17 protein-coding genes are annotated in these 17901 nt (G+C 40.9%); 12 read left to right on the top strand and 5 right to left on the bottom strand.

The genetic code is table 11. From position 1 onward, the window contains the following. Nucleotides 1-20 precede the first annotated feature (20 nt). The 4 genes from bepA (at nt 21) to ACSLUK_RS10880 (ending at nt 4234) form a co-directional block, all read left to right on the top strand. A complete protein-coding gene (gene bepA, locus ACSLUK_RS10895) occupies nt 21-1478 on the top strand; it encodes a beta-barrel assembly-enhancing protease (RefSeq protein WP_448548613.1) in 1458 nt (485 codons plus the stop codon). 14 nt (nt 1479-1492) lie between these two features. After that, nucleotides 1493-1837, top strand: coding sequence for an arsenate reductase (glutaredoxin) (gene arsC / locus ACSLUK_RS10890; RefSeq protein WP_448548612.1), 345 nt, complete (start codon nt 1493-1495; stop codon nt 1835-1837). A 7-nt stretch (nt 1838-1844) separates the two neighbouring features. After that, nucleotides 1845-2240, top strand: a complete 396-nt coding sequence (locus tag ACSLUK_RS10885) for a DUF2069 domain-containing protein (protein ID WP_448548611.1) — start codon at nt 1845-1847, stop codon at nt 2238-2240. Nucleotides 2241-2332: 92 nt separating this feature from the next. Beyond that, complete coding sequence (locus ACSLUK_RS10880) at nt 2333-4234, top strand: PKD domain-containing protein (protein WP_448548610.1); 1902 nt, start codon at nt 2333-2335, stop codon at nt 4232-4234. A gap of 18 nt (nt 4235-4252) precedes the next feature. Here ACSLUK_RS10880 and hda read toward each other — a convergent pair whose 3' ends face one another. Then, nucleotides 4253-4972: a DnaA inactivator Hda gene (gene hda, locus ACSLUK_RS10875; RefSeq protein WP_448548609.1), complete on the bottom strand. Its 720-nt coding sequence runs from the start codon at nt 4970-4972 to the stop codon at nt 4253-4255. Continuing rightward, nucleotides 4969-6063: a DUF2066 domain-containing protein gene (locus ACSLUK_RS10870; protein WP_448548608.1), complete on the bottom strand. Its 1095-nt coding sequence runs from the start codon at nt 6061-6063 to the stop codon at nt 4969-4971. Before ACSLUK_RS10870 ends, hda begins: the two co-directional genes overlap by 4 nt. Before the next feature lie 157 nt (nt 6064-6220). Between ACSLUK_RS10870 and purM the strand changes: the two genes are divergently transcribed. Genes purM through ACSLUK_RS10855 form a run of 3 tightly spaced genes read left to right on the top strand, consistent with a single transcriptional unit; the run spans nt 6221 to nt 8672 of the window. Further along, the gene (purM, locus tag ACSLUK_RS10865; RefSeq protein ID WP_448548607.1) at nt 6221-7261 is read left to right on the top strand and encodes a phosphoribosylformylglycinamidine cyclo-ligase; all 1041 of its coding nucleotides are present in this window, start codon (nt 6221-6223) and stop codon (nt 7259-7261) included. Nucleotides 7262-7273: 12 nt separating this feature from the next. After that, a complete protein-coding gene (gene purN / locus ACSLUK_RS10860; protein ID WP_448548606.1) occupies nt 7274-7918 on the top strand; it encodes a phosphoribosylglycinamide formyltransferase in 645 nt (214 codons plus the stop codon). Nucleotides 7919-7934: 16 nt separating this feature from the next. Then, a complete protein-coding gene (locus tag ACSLUK_RS10855; protein WP_448548605.1) occupies nt 7935-8672 on the top strand; it encodes a DUF3108 domain-containing protein in 738 nt (245 codons plus the stop codon). Nucleotides 8673-8761: 89 nt separating this feature from the next. On the opposite strand, the gene ACSLUK_RS10850 is transcribed toward ACSLUK_RS10855, so the two are convergent. After that, the gene (locus ACSLUK_RS10850) at nt 8762-9568 is read right to left on the bottom strand and encodes a class II glutamine amidotransferase (RefSeq protein ID WP_448548604.1); all 807 of its coding nucleotides are present in this window, start codon (nt 9566-9568) and stop codon (nt 8762-8764) included. Between the two features lie 131 nt (nt 9569-9699). Here ACSLUK_RS10850 and fadE point away from each other — a divergent pair, with 131 nt between their 5' ends. The 4 genes from fadE to ACSLUK_RS10830 all read left to right on the top strand — a co-directional run bounded on the left by fadE (nt 9700) and on the right by ACSLUK_RS10830 (nt 15387). Continuing rightward, on the top strand, nt 9700-12135 hold the full coding sequence (fadE, locus tag ACSLUK_RS10845) for an acyl-CoA dehydrogenase FadE (RefSeq protein WP_448548603.1): 2436 nt from the start codon (nt 9700-9702) through the stop codon (nt 12133-12135). A gap of 174 nt (nt 12136-12309) precedes the next feature. After that, nucleotides 12310-13254 carry a 1-acylglycerol-3-phosphate O-acyltransferase, YihG family gene (yihG, locus tag ACSLUK_RS10840; RefSeq protein WP_448548602.1) on the top strand — a complete coding sequence of 315 codons (945 nt, stop codon included), beginning with the start codon at nt 12310-12312 and terminating at the stop codon, nt 13252-13254. A 33-nt stretch (nt 13255-13287) separates the two neighbouring features. Further along, a complete protein-coding gene (locus tag ACSLUK_RS10835) occupies nt 13288-13953 on the top strand; it encodes a TetR/AcrR family transcriptional regulator (protein ID WP_448548601.1) in 666 nt (221 codons plus the stop codon). A gap of 66 nt (nt 13954-14019) precedes the next feature. Next, complete coding sequence (locus ACSLUK_RS10830; protein ID WP_448548600.1) at nt 14020-15387, top strand: aldehyde dehydrogenase family protein; 1368 nt, start codon at nt 14020-14022, stop codon at nt 15385-15387. Nucleotides 15388-15410: 23 nt separating this feature from the next. Here the strand turns inward: ACSLUK_RS10830 and ACSLUK_RS10825 are convergent, their stop codons facing one another. Together ACSLUK_RS10825 and ACSLUK_RS10820 are read right to left on the bottom strand one after the other, a co-directional pair. Continuing rightward, nucleotides 15411-16502 (bottom strand): MJ1255/VC2487 family glycosyltransferase, encoded by a 1092-nt coding sequence (locus tag ACSLUK_RS10825; RefSeq protein ID WP_448548599.1) that lies wholly within the window; start codon nt 16500-16502, stop codon nt 15411-15413. Beyond that, complete coding sequence (locus ACSLUK_RS10820; RefSeq protein WP_448548598.1) at nt 16499-17047, bottom strand: phosphatase PAP2 family protein; 549 nt, start codon at nt 17045-17047, stop codon at nt 16499-16501. Before ACSLUK_RS10820 ends, ACSLUK_RS10825 begins: the two co-directional genes overlap by 4 nt. A gap of 192 nt (nt 17048-17239) precedes the next feature. Between ACSLUK_RS10820 and ACSLUK_RS10815 the strand changes: the two genes are divergently transcribed. Then, a complete protein-coding gene (locus ACSLUK_RS10815; RefSeq protein ID WP_448548597.1) occupies nt 17240-17869 on the top strand; it encodes a CPBP family intramembrane glutamic endopeptidase in 630 nt (209 codons plus the stop codon). Nucleotides 17870-17901 lie beyond the last annotated feature (32 nt).

Below are 17901 nucleotides of genomic sequence, written 5' to 3'. Positions count from 1 at the left end.
CAAAATGTGGGCCCTATAATTTGCTAAATATTAAACCACTGATTCTCGCAACCAGCTTATCAAGCTTGTTAGCCATTGCATCAACATCCGCTATTGCACAAGACAAAAATAAATTACCCGATATCGGCGCTGCTGGCGGTAGTATTTTGTCAATAGAAAAAGAGCGTCAAATCGGCAAAGCGATGATGAAACAGTTAAGAGCGACACAGCCGATAATTAATGACCCTGTTTTAATAGAGTACATTAATGACTTGGGCAATAAGATGGTGCGCAACGCAAATGACGTCAATTATGGCTTTGAGTTTTTTATCATCGACAATAAAGAACTTAACGCTTTTGCATTTTTTGGCGGTCATATTGGCATTCACAGTGGCTTGTTGACAACAGCGGATAATGAAAGTGAACTGGCATCAGTTATCGGTCACGAAATTTCTCATGTTACCCAAAGGCACTTGGCTCGCAGATTAGAAGCACAAAGTAGAGCTCAGCCGTTAACTATGGCAGGAATGGTGTCGGGCGTCTTACTGGCGTTAGTCAACCCAACAGTAGGTATGGCTGCATTAAGTACTAGCATGGCCGCAGCGCAACAATCATCAATCAACTATACACGTAGCAATGAAAAAGAAGCCGACCGTGTTGGCATAGCACTATTAGCTAATAGTGGCTTTGATCCAAATGGCGCCCCAAACTTTTTCGCAAAAATGGCTGAGAAATATCGCTACCAAAGTAAACCACCAGCAATGCTATTAACCCACCCATTGCCTGATTCTCGAATAACTGATGCTAGGGTACGAGCACAAGGCTATGGTACAGTTAGTGTTCCGCCTAAATTGGAATTTGGCCTAGCTAAAGCACGTATTCAGTCCCGATACGAAGGTAATCCTAAAGACAATATTAAGCATTTTGAGCAACAATTATCACTCGAAGGAAGTGCTTTTAAAGCAGTGCCTTTGTACGGCCTTGCCAACGCTTATTTTAAAAACAAAGAGTACGACAAAGCTGAAAAAATACTAACTGATTTATATCAGGCAGATAAACGAAACTTATTTTACGCTGACGTACTATCAGACATATATATTGAAACAAAGAACTTTGACGCTGGTATAAAGATGCTTTCAGAACTGTTTGCGTTAATGCCAAACAATCAGGTTGTCACCTTGAACTACGCAAACGTACTTCAGGAAGCAGGCGATTTTTCAAAAGCAGAAGTTTTATTGCAAGACTTTTTGATTCTTTCACCAGACAACTTCATTGCGCACGACCTACTAACGACCGTTTATCGTAAGCAACAAAAAACTGATTTAATGCACATTAGCAAAGCGGAAGTATATGCACTTATGGGTGGATATGCACAAGCCGTAGACGAACTGCAGACAGGTTATAAATATGCGAATGACAAACCACTTATTCGCAAACGAATTAAAGCCAGAATCTTGCAATTGCAGGAAATGGAAAACAAATTAAAACGACTAAACTAACTTTGAGAAAATCTATGTTCACTATTTATCATAATCCTCGTTGCTCTAAGAGCCGACAAACACTCGCTTTGTTAGAAGAGAATAATGTTGAAACAACTATTGTTGAGTACCTTAAAACGCCTTTGAATGAATCAGAGATAAACTCGCTTTTAGCAAAGTTATGTATCTCTCCAATTGAGATGATGCGTACTAAAGAAGCCGAATTTAAAGAACAAGGCTTGGCTGGCGCAGATGACGCTACCCTTATTCAAGCGATGATTAACACACCGAAACTCATTGAACGCCCTATCGTGGTAAATGACGACAAAGCGGTAATCGGTCGCCCACCTGAAAATGTATTGCAATTAATAGAGAACTAATCAACAGATGAAAAGAGTTCTTAGTACGCAAACTCATAAGAAAATAGCCTTAATTGGCTATTTTTCTTTGCTAATTTACATGCCATTGTGGCTTTTATGGATAAATCCATCAGAAAGCTTATCTACAACGCTTACATTAGTGTTATTCACCTTACCTTTGCTATTTCCAATGAAAGGATTGATAAAGGGAAACCCCTACACATTTGCATGGTCTAATTTTGTACTTATGTGGTACTTCTTACATAGTTTGACCACATTATGGGTGTCTAGTAACGATCTTGTTTGGGCAAGCATAGAGCTGATTTTAACGACAATGATGTTTATATCAGGCACATATTATGCGAAATATCGTGGACAGGAACTAGGATTAAGTATCCGTAAAAAGCAAGATAAAGAAAGCTAGTCGATTTGTTACTCATATGTTAAGTTAGCGCCTAAATTTAAATGTTAATTTATATAAGACGCAATAATCTAAACATAGAATAAGGAAGTACGATGAAAAAGTCTTTGGTTGCGCTGTCATTGATTGCTTTGACAGCTTGTGGCGGTGGAGGTGGCGGCACCGATGAAGCACCAACAATCCCTAGTGCTCAGGCTCCAACTATTGTTTCAAGTGGCAGCTATTCACAGGGTGAGTCAGTAGAAATCGCCCTGCTATCACCGACGCAAGCCATTAGCAATATTCAGTGGCGACAAACCTCCGGCGAAAGCGTTACTTTTCACGCAGCCAACAGTAAAGTCATTTCGTTTGCAGCACCTGCGACAGGCGATTATGCCTTCGAAGTTAGCTATACAGATAGCAATGGTCAAAACGCCAGCCTGTCACATTCATTTTCTGTCTCAGGTGATTCCAGTTTATTAAGCGCACTGCTTAGCCACGCGGTAGTTGAAAGCAACAAAGTGTCTTTACGTGCATATGTCGATGAAAACACGAGTTTCGATTCGATAAAGTGGACACAAACAGCAGGGCCGCAAATAAGCTTATCTGGCGATACAAGTGCCGGAAGTTTAGACGAACAAGCTGCCATATTTTTTGACGCGCCAAACGTTGCCCAAGACATGCTATTAACATTTGATGTGACAATGTCAGCGAATAGCGAATCTTATGTTGATACCGTATATGTCCTCGTTGAAAACAGTAGTGTTGCTGTCGACAATGTGAATTCTATCCATGGCAGTAGAGTTGCCAATGTGCATGCATTTAATGCAACTTCCCCTTATGCAAATACACTGGTCGGTTGTGTGTATTCCAATGCTTGGCATATTAATAATTCATGCAGTTTTTCAGATCTACCGTTGATTGCTCATGACAACGAGCATCCAAGTTTAGATGACATTATGGATCGTGTTGTAGTTTCGCATAATTGGATGGGAGAACGTTTTCAACAATGGATGGAAGCATTTGATGAACACGATGATTTCAAAAATTTGTTGCGTGCAACCAGTGCAATTGTCATATCCTACGATATACGTCCTTCTTTTTATCATCCCTATTCTGGCGCAATTTACCTAGATCCCGATGATTTATGGCTTACACCGGAAGAGCGAGACACCATTAACCAAGCACCCGATTATCGTGCAGCCTTTGGCAGCACATTACAATTTGAAATGCCTTGGCGTTATACGCTCAATAACGAGTCTGTGTATTACTTCCCATTCATAGAACAACGTGCTTCAAGGGAACTTGAACATACTAAGCATGCATTTGCGTCGTTGCTCTACCATGAACTCGCACACGCCAATGATTATTTTCCACCTTCTCGCTGGCAAAGCATTAGTAGTTCCACAACGTATGTTAGCTACGTAAACAGTCAATTGAACAACATCAAATCAATTCAGTTAAACGACGTTTTTCCACTAGGAGGAAATGAGATGTTCGGTTTAGCAGAAGTCAGATTCCGTGGCGCAGATGCTTCAGCAACGCAACAATCTTATACTACTGAAGATGTAGCAAACTTTTTTAGCGTAGAGCAAGCACCACAGTTTTACAGCTATACCAGCACACGTGAAGACTATGCTATTTTATTCGACGGTTTTATGATGCAAGCACGCTATGGCATAATGCGCGATGTAGGTGTAAGTGATCAGGAATATGATAACGTAGTTTGGGGTCAGCGCGGACGCGAAGGCGACGAACAAATAAAGCCACGATTAAAGTTTACCGTGGCAGAAATTCTGCCTGAATTTTCAGAGGCTGATACATTGATTGACAATCTCCCAGCGCCAATTGCGCTGCCTACCGGCGTTCACTGGAGGGACACAAGAGTATTATCCGAAACCGCCCGTCCGGCAAAACAAAAGTCGTTAGCCGAACAGCTGCTCGATTTTTCAAGTGCGTCAAAAGTAAGACTAATGCCTATCGAAAACAGACGATTTAAGGAAGTGACACTAAATTAAGCCAAGCATGCAAACTGTTTAAAGCTTAATGACGCTCTTAATAAAGGGGATAGTAATTTTACGCTGTTCCCTTATTGATGCGCTATCTAATTGATCTAAAGCGGTTAATAGCGCTCTCATGTCCCGTGATAACCTTGTCATCAAAAAACTTACCACTTCATCTGACAGATATAAGCCACGCTGTCTGGCTCTAAATTGAATAGCTTGCATTTTTTCATCATCGTTTAGCAACTTGACTTGTTCAACCAGCCCCCATGATAGCCTAGAGTGTAAATCAGGTAGGGATATATTCAATTCAGGAACACTTACATTCCCAGTGATTAACAAACACTTGTTGCGTTCGCTAATCCGATTATACAAGTCAAAAATTGCACGTTGCCAACTATCATCACCAGCAACACAATGAATATCGTCGAGACAAACCAAATCCATATGCTCTAATCCTTCGAGCACTTCAACAGAAAGGCTTTTCAGTTCATTCAACGATAAGCAAATCGACGATTTGCCCATTTCTTGCGCGAACGCACAACTACCATGGATAAGGTGCGACTTACCACTGCCTGATTGGCCAAACAAATAGAAGCCATTAATCATTTTTTCAGCTTTCACGCTATCCATTTGACGAATAAAGGCTTTCAACTGTACAACTACGTGTTCATTAGTTTTTCCCTGATAACTCACAAACGTTTCATCATCAGGCAATTGTACAGCGAGTGCTAATTGAGCTTCTTGTTTCAAGGCTGACTCCAGTACAATACAGGAATCGCGTCAGGGTTTTCTGGCGCCAAAGGATCTAACCTTTGTTGCAGTGCATTGTCTAGCGCCAATGACGCAATAAACGCGGCTTTTGTCCCTCGAAGTTTCAATTCAAATTGTCTAACACGTTCGGCTACATTCACTAAAGTGACACTTTGAACCACAGATAAATTTGCCAAATATTCAGACACTTTTTTGGTTTCTGTTAATGAATTAGCATCTACAATGTCCACCAACAACGTCTGCTCAGCACTAACGTTAATGGCATAGTCTTGATATATAACTTCTGTCAAATCTGATAACGCCTGCTCCATTAGTACAGGTAATGCACTTCCTTGATATTGATTACCAACAGTTTCTGCCCCTTCCTCCATAATAAACTGCCAATCAAGCTGATATGACTTTTTACACAGAGGCTCACAAGTCAATAGGCTGTCTGACGCTGCCGGATTATGACTTGTCTCGTCGACAATGCGAACGACGACTATATTTTCTGCCTGGTAGCGCTGCGAGGCATAGTAAATTGGCGAATAAAAACGACCCCATAGGTCAGGCATTGATATCTGCTGACTGTCCGTTAAGTCCATTAAAGGCATTACCATCGGTAAACCTCTATTAGCTGAAAATGTTTTGACCGTATCAATTATCACATGCGCTTCATTATCAGCCATTACTTTGCGTTCCAACCCTTCCTCGAACAGAAGCCAAACCACAACTTGCGGGCGCAAACTTCCCCAAATAGGTATTTCTCCCTGCATGAATAAGTCATTGACCTTTTGCTCATCGAACGTGACGACAAGGTCTAATTGATTAGTTGTTTTTTCGTAACGATACGCAACTAGAAATTGCTTATACTGAGCAAGCGATCGTTTGATAAATGGCTCATTTAGTATCGATGGTTTGCCACCAACTTTTACCAAAACTGTCTTAAAAGCTTCTTTTATCGCCTGATCACGAGCGTTTTGGCTCTGGCTAGTCACAGCTACCTTGGCAAGGTACAGATCCTTGACTTCTACGCTCTGCACAGACAGAGAAACAAAAATCAAATATAAAACAATCAAATATCTATACATAAAAGGTAAAAATGCAAATTACATGTGGCGGATCTTACCACATCAAAAGCAGTTTTAGTCCTCTTAAAAAAATAATTTATTTAAAGATTTTATCCGTGACGTCACGCTGGTAGAATATGCGCTTTTATGAACGTTGGTTTTAATTGAGGTTTTTACCGTGAGCGACAATAAACAGTCTCTAAGTTATAAAGACGCGGGTGTTGATATCGATGCAGGCAATGCATTAGTTGAGAATATTAAAGGTGCAGTAAAACGTACTACTCGCCCAGAAGTAATGGGTGGATTAGGTGGTTTTGGCTCTGTGTGTCAACTCCCAACTGGTTATAAAGAGCCAGTACTTGTTGCAGGTACAGACGGTGTTGGTACTAAATTACGCCTAGCAATTGACCTTGAAAAGCACGACACAGTAGGTATCGACCTTGTTGCCATGTGTGTAAATGACCTCATTGTACAAGGTGCTGAACCTTTATTTTTCCTTGATTACTATGCCACAGCTAAACTAGACGTAGATGTTGCATCTGCCGTAGTTGAAGGCATTGCTGAAGGCTGTGTGCAATCAGCATGTGCGTTGGTTGGCGGCGAAACAGCCGAAATGCCAGGCATGTACCATCAAGGTGATTACGATATAGCGGGCTTCTGTGTAGGTGTTGCTGAAAAATCACGTTTATTAGACGGTTCAAAAGTTAAAAGTGGCGACCAACTTATTGCTTTAGGTTCAAGTGGTGCTCATTCAAATGGCTATTCTTTAATTCGCAAAGTACTTGAAGTATCTAATACCGATACAAATGAATTGCTTGACGGCAAATCGATCGGTGATCGTTTACTTGAACCAACGAAAATTTATGTTAAGTCTGTTTTAGCCTTGTTAAAAGAAGTTGATGTGCATGCACTGTCTCATATTACTGGCGGCGGTTTTTGGGAAAATATTCCTCGCGTATTACCTGAAAGTGCACAAGCAGTTATCAATGGTGATTCTTGGCAATGGCCAGTAATTTTCAACTGGTTACAAGAAAAAGGTAACATTACTACACACGAAATGTATCGCACATTTAACTGTGGTGTAGGTATGATTATCGCTGTTCCTGAAGACAGTGTTGAACAAAGCTTAGAGATTCTAAAAGCGCACGGCGAAAATGCATGGCACATTGGTGCAATTGCTGAAAAAGCTGAAGGTGAAGAACAAGTAATCATTAAATAAGGGTTGGCAAATATGTCACAACGTATTGTTGTCCTTATTTCTGGTAGTGGCACTAATTTGCAGGCGTTAATAGACGCCTGCAAAAATACACAGTTTCCTGGTGAAATTGTTGGTGTCATTTCAAATAAGGCTGAAGCCTATGGTTTAACACGTGCTAAAGATGCAGGTGTTAGCACCAAAGCTTTATCTCACAAAGCCTTTGATAGTAGAGAAAACTACGATGATGCATTAATTGCAGCCATCGATGACTATCAAGCTGATCTTGTGGTACTCGCGGGCTTTATGCGTATACTCACACCTAAATTTGTTCAGCATTATCAAGGGCGTTTACTCAATATACACCCTTCTCTTCTACCCAAGTATCAAGGACTAAACACTCATCAAAGAGCAATTGACGCAGGCGACACCGTTCATGGCGTCAGTGTACATTTTGTAACAGAAGAGCTAGACGGTGGTCCGGTAATATTACAAGCCAAAGTCCCTGTGTTTGAAGGCGATACCGCAGACGAGCTCGCAAGTCGAGTGCATGAACAAGAACATCGCATCTACCCTCTTGTTGTTAAGTGGTTTTGTAGTAATCGTTTAGCTATGATAGATGAAAAAGCGGTGCTTGATGGTAAAGTATTGCCTGATTCAGGGTACGCTAACGAAGAATAGTACTGGAGGTAGTTATATGTTAAAGCAGTTGATTGCGCTGGTATCGATGTCAATATTATCGTCGACCCTAGTATGTGCTCAGGAAAACCAACCTGAAACAAACGCCGTTGTAATAAAGCCATTTACCGCAGAGTACACAATACTCCGTAAATCCGACCCAGTCGGTAAAGGTATTCGCAAGTTAACGACGAATGACCAAGGGCAAACAGTTTATAGCTACGAAACGAACATTGAATGGCTGATTTTTTCAGATCATCGTGAAGAAAGTTCTGTAATTCAAATTGATAATGGCCATGTAACACCGCAACTATACCATTATGAACGTACCGGTACTGGACGTGATAAAGAATATAAATGGCAGTTTTCCATCGACAACAATCAGGCGAAAGACCTGTTAAAGAACCGAGTTGTTGACGTGGACTTTCCTACCAATATTCAAGACAAGCTCAGTTATCACTTACAACACCGTATGAATATGATGAAAAACCCGACGCAACGTCATTTCGTTTACCCAGTTATTGGTACATCGGGGAAAATTAAAAACCTTGTGTACGAGTATGATGGCGAAGAAGAAGTCATGTTGCCATACGGTTTAGTGAAAGCGATAAAGCTAAAACGAGAAGTTGTTGAGAAAAAACGCGTCACCTATGCTTGGTTCGCTCCTGAACTTGATTACCTGATGGTAAAACTTTACCAAGTAAAAGCTGGCGCAGAACAGTTTGAAGCGCAGCTAAACAAAATAACTACACACTAGCAACGATATCAACGAGATTACGTTCAAGTGTAACTAGAGCGCGGGGCAGTTTTTACAATAAATTGCCCCGCGTTTTTCTATCAGCTAGATTAACCATTCTCAGAGGGCTGCCCCTCAGTTTTTCCGGTAGCCACCGACTCACCTAAACAAAACAGCTGCCATTCGCCAGCAGACATCTTATACCACTCCTCATCAGCCGTGAGTGGCTGCGTAGCAATCACCGTTACAATGTCTTTGTCAGTCGTTTCTTTGTGAAAGTCTACTTCCACTTCCGCATCAATCAAACTTGCCATACCGAATGGTGCACGACGCGTTATCCAGTGCAAATTATTTGAACAAAAAGCAAATAAATGCTGACCATCGGAAAGAATCAAGTTAAATACGCCAAGCCTTTTAATACGTTCACATAGTGAGGCAATATAACGATAGAGTTGATCGCTCGTTGGTTCATCACGACCAAATTTATTGTGAAGCTGATCTAACAACCAACAAAAAGCATGTTCGCTGTCAGTTTGACCAACAGGTATATGTAATGATACTGGAAGTTCTTCTTTAAAGTCTTTCAACTGACCATTATGCGCATAGGTCCAATGACGACCCCACATTTGCCGAGTAAAAGGGTGCGTGTTTTCCAAACACACATTACCCGAATTCGCTTGGCGAATATGGCAAATCACGGCTTCGCTCTTGATCGGATATTCCGTGACTAAACGTGCAATTGGCGATTGAGCACTTGGTAGTGGATCTTTAAAACTACGACAGCCCTTTCCCTCATAAAATGTAATTCCCCAACCATCTTTATGTGGCCCAGTATTGCCACCACGTTGCATTAGCCCGCTAAAACTGAAACAAATATCAGTAGGCACATTTGCACTCATTGCCAATAGCTCACACATTCCAATTACTTATCCAATTAACTTCATATTTGATAAGTATACTAATATTAAAAAATACATTGAATTTTTTATAGAGCAAGATTAAGCTAAACGAGTCTGGTCTGACCTCTAAAAATAACTAAGGAATACATGTGGAAATGCTAACCTGGATTATTGTAGCGATAGCCCTTATTGGCTTCATGGCTTATACAAGAGCTACGCTTACAACATTCACTCTTTCTTTTGCCACACTCATGGCAATAGGCACTGTTTTTGATGTAGTGTCATTTTTTGGCTGGTTACTATTTGGTGTAATTGCACTGCCACTTAATTTAAGTGACGTGCGAAAGCAGTATATTAGTAAGCCATTATTAAAGATGTATCGAAACATCATGCCAGAGATGTCACGCACTGAACAAGAAGCTATCGATGCGGGTACTACATGGTTTGAAGCGGATTTATTCCGTGGCAACCCTGATTGGCAAAAACTGCACAACTACCCTCAGCCTCGATTATCAGCTGAAGAGCAAGCCTTTTTGAATGGGCCTGTTGAAGAAGTTTGTAGCATGGTTGACGAGTTTGATATCACACATAATCGTGCAGACCTTCCTCCAGAAGTATGGCAATACTTAAAAGATAACAAGTTCTTTGCCATGATCATCAAGAAACAATATGGCGGTCTTGAATTTAGCGCCTATGCACAATCTCGCGTGCTACAGAAGCTATCTGGCGTAAGCACAGTACTAGCGAGTACTGTCGGTGTGCCGAACTCATTGGGCCCAGGCGAACTGTTACAACACTATGGCACCAAAGAACAACAAGATTACTACCTACCTCGTTTGGTAAAAGGTGAAGAAATTCCTTGTTTTGCACTAACAAGTCCAGAAGCAGGTTCTGACGCTGGTGCAATTCCAGATTTTGGTATAGTTTGCGAAGGCGAATTTAACGGCGAAAAAGTACTTGGTATGCGCCTTACATGGAACAAACGCTATATTACGCTTGCACCAATCGCAACCGTTTTAGGCCTAGCTTTCAAACTACAAGATCCCGATCACCTATTAGGCGAAGAAGAAGATTTAGGCATCACCTGTGCGTTAATTCCCACTAACATTGATGGTGTCATTACAGGTCGACGTCACTTCCCTCTTAATGTGCCGTTCCAGAATGGACCAACGCAAGGTGAAAATGTTTTCGTACCTTTAGATTTTATTATCGGTGGGCCAAAAATGGCTGGACAAGGCTGGCGCATGCTAGTTGAATGTTTGTCAGTGGGTCGCGCAATCACATTACCTTCGAATAGCGCTGGTGGCATTAAGTCTGTAGCACTCGCTACTGGTGCATACAGTCGTATTCGCCGTCAATTTAAATTGCCTATCGGTAAAATGGAAGGTATTGAAGAAGCGTTGGCACGCATTGGTGGTAATGCCTACTTGATGGACGCAGTTACTACAGTGTCTACTGGCGCCATTGATCTTGGCGAAAAACCTTCCGTAATTTCTGCTATCTCAAAATACCATTTAACTGAAAAAATGCGGACATCAATTGCTGACGCTATGGATATTCATGGCGGTAAAGGCATTTGTTTGGGTAAGAGTAATTATCTAGGTCGAGGCTATCAAGGTGCGCCTGTTGCCATCACCGTAGAAGGTGCCAACATATTAACGCGTAGCATGATTATTTATGGCCAAGGTGCTATTCGTTGTCACCCGTACGTGCTCGCAGAACTCGATGCGGCCAAAACCAGTGATGAGACGAAAGCACTTGAAGATTTTGATCATGCGTTATTTGGACACATCGGCTTTGCTACCAGCAATATCATTAGAAGCGTTTGGTTCTCATTAACAGGAGCACGTTTATTAAAAGCACCGTTTAATGATGATACGCGCCGCTATTACCAGCTTATGACACGTTTTAGTTCGAACCTAGCGATGTTGTCTGATATTGCTATGGCAACACTAGGTGGTGAACTTAAGCGCCGTGAACGTATTTCAGCGCGTTTGGGTGATGTGTTAAGTTACCTTTATATTGCCAGTGCCACATTGAAACGTTTTAACGATGAAGGTCGACAAGCAGACGATCTCCCTCTAGTTCAATGGGCATTAGAAGACTCATTATATAATTGTCAGGAAGCAATGAATGAGCTCATCAGTAACTTCCCAAATAAGGCTGTAGCTGTTGCGCTTAGAGCGGTAATATTCCCATTTGGCACTTGGTTAAAGCGACCGTCAGATAAACTAGATCACAAGGTTTCAGTTATCTTACAAACGCCATGTGCAAGCCGTGATCGTATTGGACAAGGCCAGTATTTAAAACGTTCTGAAGACAATGTACTGGGCCAACTTGAGCAAACGCTCGATAACATTCTTGCTTGTGAGCCTATCTTTGATCGTGTTTGTGATGCTATTGGAGAAAAACTACCATTCTACCGCTTAGGTGAAGTAGCTGACAGAGGGCTAGAAATTGGTGCGATTACCGAAGAAGAGGCAGAATTGCTAAGAGCGACTGAAGCTGGTCGACTTGCTGCAATTAATGTTGATGACTTTGAACATGAAGAATTGATTTCAGCTGCACATAAAGCGGCAAGTTAAGCGTTCAACCCACCATTTGAAAACAGAAGGCAAGATATTGATATCTTGCCTTTTTTTCAACCACACCAATTAGAATCACTATTATTCAGCGTACACATGTGACAAAGAAAACCGTACACTTCCCTTTCATAAATCGTTAAAATATCTGTCACAATCCACTGAATTTAACGATAGATGCTTTCATTTTTGCCTAAATTTCTTTTGATGCCGCTTTCCTTTATTCTGTTTTGTGCAAACCTAGCATTTTGTGGAACATTAATCATGTTAGGCGGTGTTTTGCGTTTTTTAATCCCGCTTAAACCATTTCATCAATTATTATATAAGCCTATGCATGCAGTATATGCACTATGGGCACAGTCTAATTTTGTCATAATGAATATGTGCAATAAGGTGGACTGGGAAGTAACAGGAAACTTTTCGTTAAACAAATCTTCGTGGTATTTGATCATAGCAAATCATCAAAGCTGGTTAGATATCTTTGTGCTTTCTGCTTTCACTCGTAAACACACCTCAACAGGCAAATATTTTCTTAAAGACTCTTTGAAACATATTCCCTTTTTAGGTATGGCATGTAAAACATTAGACATGCCTTTTATGAAACGTTATAGCCGAGAGTTTTTAGAAAAAAACCCGCATCTCAAAGGTACCGACATTGAAACAACACGACGATCGTGCCAAAGCTTTAAAGAGCATCCAACGGCGATTATCAATTTTGTCGAAGGTACAAGATTTACCAAACAGAAAAAACAACATACTCAGTCGCCTTTTAACAATTTATTGGAACCTAAAGCTGGAGGTATTGCTTTTACACTAGCCGCCCTTGGTGAACAGTTCGATAAAATAGTTAATATCTCTATTGTCTATCCTGACAACCCAGGCCACATAATGAAAGACATGTTGGCGGGCAAACTCTCACGCATCGTTATAGATATTGAATTAATTGATATTACGCCTGATTTGATAGGCGACTACTTTGGCGATACCAGTTTTAAAAATCACTTTCAACAGTGGTTAAATAGTGTATGGCAACAAAAAGATTATAAGATAGCTAAAATTAATGCTTCACAAATAGCTGTAATGTCTCAAAATCCCATTGAAAATTTCAGTAAAACCAGATAATTTGTAACTTTGTTAACAAGGGAGTAACAATTAATGACAGCTATTATGGAAAAAAACACCGTCAAACGCCGTACCAAAGGTGAACAAACACGCAAACAGATTCTACATGCCGCAGTTGAAGTACTTGCGCAGCAAGGCATAAAAGGTACCACGCACAGAGCGATTGCCAAGCATGCCGGACTACAGCTTTCGCTCACTACCTACTATTTTAAAGATATACAGGAACTCGTCCATCAAGCGTTCCAACTAAACTCCGCTGATACTATGGCCAAAGCCCAGTTTGCGTGGCAACAGACATTCGATATATTAGATTCCTATTCAAAGACGGAATTGCGCAAGGTATCACTAAAAGAAGAATTGCGAGAAACACTCACTGAATTGGCCACAAATTATTTGCTCGACAAAGTTAAAAACCAACCGATTACGTTAGCGGTTGAACAACTCCTATTCACGTACGTACAAACAACACCAGAACTACGTCAACTTGCCAAAACCCATCGTGATGCATTAAAAGCACCGTTTAGTCGCTTGTGCAGATATTTTAGTAAGAATACTGCAGAAATAGATGCTGAAATATTACTTACGGTATTTACACAACTGGAGTACAAAAACTTAGGTATAACCTTCAGTGAAGTTGACGCTAACGAAATTTACGAACATATGTTCAGGTTATTAAGCTGGGTACTTAAGCTAAAATAACTTTGCACACTTGTTCAAATTACAGTAAATTTGATTGTTCAAAAACTAACTGTACATGGAGGCCTTGTGGCACTAATTGATCAAGTAAATCAACATAAAAGCTACTTTGATACCAATACCACGAGAAACATTAATTGGCGCAAGGAACAGCTTCAGCAAATCATAAAACTTGTTGCTGAGAATGAAAAACGATTAGTTGATGCGCTAAAGTCTGATCTTGGAAAACCACGAGCAGAGTCTTGGTTAACCGAAACATCATACATAGTTAATGACGCTAAGCACGTACTTAAAAATATCAATAAGTGGGCAAAGAAGCGCCGTGTGTCTACCCCAATTGTTGTGCAGCCGGGTTATTCCTACATAAAACCAGAACCGAAAGGAACTGTGCTTATTATTGGCGCTTGGAATTATCCATTGCAGTTAGTATTAGCCCCACTTATTGCGGTAGTCGCTGCAGGAAACTGTGCGGTTATAAAACCCTCTGAGCTTGCACCTGCTGTCTCCAGTGCAATTGCTGAGTTAGTACCTAAATATCTAGATACCAAAGCAATTTCGGTCGTTGAAGGCGGTGTTGAAGAAACCACTGAGCTACTAAACATTCCTTTTGACCATATTATGTATACAGGGAATGGCGCCGTTGGCCGTATCGTAATGACTGCAGCTGCTAAGCATTTAACGCCTGTCACATTGGAGCTAGGCGGTAAGAGTCCGGTATTTGTTGATGAAAGCGCAGACATCGAAATTGCGGCTCAACGCATCGCTTGGGGCAAATGGCTAAATGCAGGCCAAACCTGTATCGCACCAGACTATATTTTAACAACGTCAGGTGTCGCCCCTAAACTAATCGAAGCACTTAAAAAACATACCGAGCTTATGTTTGGTGAAAATCCGCAAACTAGTGAGCACTACGGTAGAATCGTTAATCATCGCCACGCTGAACGCATCGCAAGCTACCTTGGTAGTGGTGATTTAGTACTTGGCGGACAATTAGATATTGAACAACGCTATATTTCGCCTTCCATAGTGCTAGACCCAGAGCATAATAGTCCACTAATGACCAACGAAATCTTCGGGCCTATTTTACCTATTGTCACGATTGACGGTTTCGAAAGTGCGAAATCATTTGTGAAACATCGCGACAAACCTTTGTCGAGCTATATATTTAGCAAGAACAAGAGACAAGTAAGCAATTGGGTTTCTGAAATTAGCTCGGGTAGCCAGTGTATCAACGACGTCATCATGTTTAACGCAGTACCTGAACTACCGTTTGGCGGTGTAGGTCCTAGTGGTATGGGTCAATACAGTGGAAAAGCAGGCTTTGATAGTTTCAGCCATTTGAAATCAGTATTACACCGCCCTTTTCTTAGGGATTTGCCAGTACGCTTCGCCCCATTTGATGACTGGAAAATCAAGCTACTTAAACTAATACGCTAATTCAACACCAATTGAATCATATATCAATTGGTATAACTACGGGCTGTTTTGCTTAACGGCTCTTCTTTTAGCTCGTCACTCGATTCCAGCATCGCTGCGCTTTGCCACAACTGCTGAGATAGTTCACGTTGTGAGAGCCTTTTGTCAGATAAGATCCACTCGACAAGCGTCAAAGCAACATCCGGTGTACGCATCTGTTTGGCCTGACATTTACTGTTAAGCCATTCGCTAATGATATCACTATCAATTTCTAGCATGACTTTGCCCAACCCAAGTTGTTCAATCGCCAATGCATTCGACTCTTGTTCCATTTGACCATTGATAGGTTTAGTTAAAATAGGAATACCTAAATGGATACACTCACTATTGAGTTCAAAACCACTGTTGCAAATTACGCCACTAGCTCGTTGTAAATCCGCTTTAAATCCATCGTGACAAGTAGTTCTTAACGCTACATTTCCCTGTTGCCTATCAATCAGATCTTGCGAATATTGTACAAATTCAAACGCTGGAAAAGTATTCAGTAATTTAGTTATTGCCTGTTGGTCTTCAAATGGCAGGTAAACTAAGACCGGGCCGCTTTCTAACGATTTTTGTAAACTAACATCTATTATTGGTGGCAGTACATTGTCATCATAATTCGACCAGTGTAAGCCAAATGCTTGTTGTGCTGGTGCAAAATACTTCATGATCATTTTCGCGATAAAATTTTCACCCGCAAGTGGCGTATTCGAGCCAAATGCATATTGATGACCTATCGCTAGTGTAGGGACGCCTGAATTTTTGGCCGCCCATGCACTCACAGGTTCAAAATCAGTGATAACCAAATCATACTCGGACACGTCTAATTGGCGTATATCTCGCAAAAATTTAATTAAATTATTCTTTCGAAGCGTGGCTAGGTAATCAATTTTTCCTGCTTTGGTGACAAACGTCAGTCCATCTCGGTGTAAGTAATCACCAAACACTTCCATATCAAAGAATTTCTTTTTCTCTCTGCCTGAAAACAAGTATGTCACTTTAACGTTAGGTTGTTCCGCAAGGTATTTTGCCATTACGCGACATCGCGAAATATGCCCGTTTCCTGTGCCCTGAATTCCATATAATATGTTCATATATTTACCATTATGTACGCAATTAGCGTGCCCAAAACTGCTCCCGCAACTGTATCGGTGGGAAAATGTACCCCTAAAATTACTCGAGAAATTGCCACCAATAACGCCCATAGATATAAAGGAGCAGCAGCAGCCCCAAAAAACATTACAGATAATCCGGCTAAACAAAATGCCGCCATTGTATGACCCGATGGAAAACTAAACTTGTCGGATGCAATCACAATACTAGTAAAATCTGGCACAACTTCTGGCGGCCGCCTCCGTTTTAACCAGTTTTTCAATATAAAATAGATAGGTCGCTCAACCGAAAATGCCAGTAGCGCAAGTACAAAAAACGGTTGGCCAAGTTCTGGCGCAATAAATAAACAGCATAATGGAACCAGCAACTGCATGTAGCCATCACCGCTTTTGGATATGGTACGGATTAGCGCTATAAAAGGTGGGTAGTATCGTGATTTTCTACACCACAATAATAGTCGCAGATCGTACTGATAAATATCATCGAGCATCGCCATAATTGCCACGTTAACGACTGGTTGTGACATTAACATGACACGAATTTGGCACTTTAATGACACCCTGAAATTTTTTATATCAATTTTAATTATGTACTTTTTATGACAATTCTATTTAACACCAGAAAAGCTGTGAGGCTCGGCTACAATTAGCTATTAGAGAATTATTACTTCAACATTTATTCCCGCAAATTGTACCGTTTATTCAAATGAGGCAGGTGTATGCTATTTAGGTGGGTTGAATTTCTATGCCTATTCTGGATTATTCCAATTTGTTTGTTTGCTTTCAGAGAGCCTTTAGCACCGTTAATAATTCCATTCATAATTTGCGTGGCGCTGTTATGCAGTTTGATTTTATGGCGAGATGACAAACTACAAAAGCAATGGCAAAGGGCTAAGTTACTTCAACGCAAACATTTTCGTCCGATGTGGCAATCGTTTCTGGCGCTGGCCATTTTAACCATTATTTTTGTCTATTTTTATACGCCGAATACACTATTTGACTTACCTCTCAATCATACATATTCGTGGCTAGTGTTAATTGTCGCCTACCCGCTGCTGTCTGTGGTACCACAAGAAGTGATTTTCCGTATTTACTTTTTTCATCGGTTTAAAAAGCTTTTCTCCTCCAAATTAACTTGCGCTTGGCTAAGCAGTATTTGTTTTGGCTTTGCCCATATCATTTACAGTAATTGGATTGCCGTTATTTTCTCCTTTATGGGCGGTCTACTTTTCAGCTTTCGCTTTGTTCAAACAAAATCCATCGCTCTTGTTATCGTTGAACATTCTTTATGGGGAGTGTTTCTATTTACCATAGGCCTAGGTAGTTTCTTCATCGCAACACCGACCTAATTTCATCCCTTTGTCATAACAGGATCATCAAA

Source organism: Thalassotalea fusca, assembly GCF_053485835.1.
Note: the sequence above shows the minus strand (reverse complement) of the source record. Positions and strands in the feature narration are given on the sequence as shown.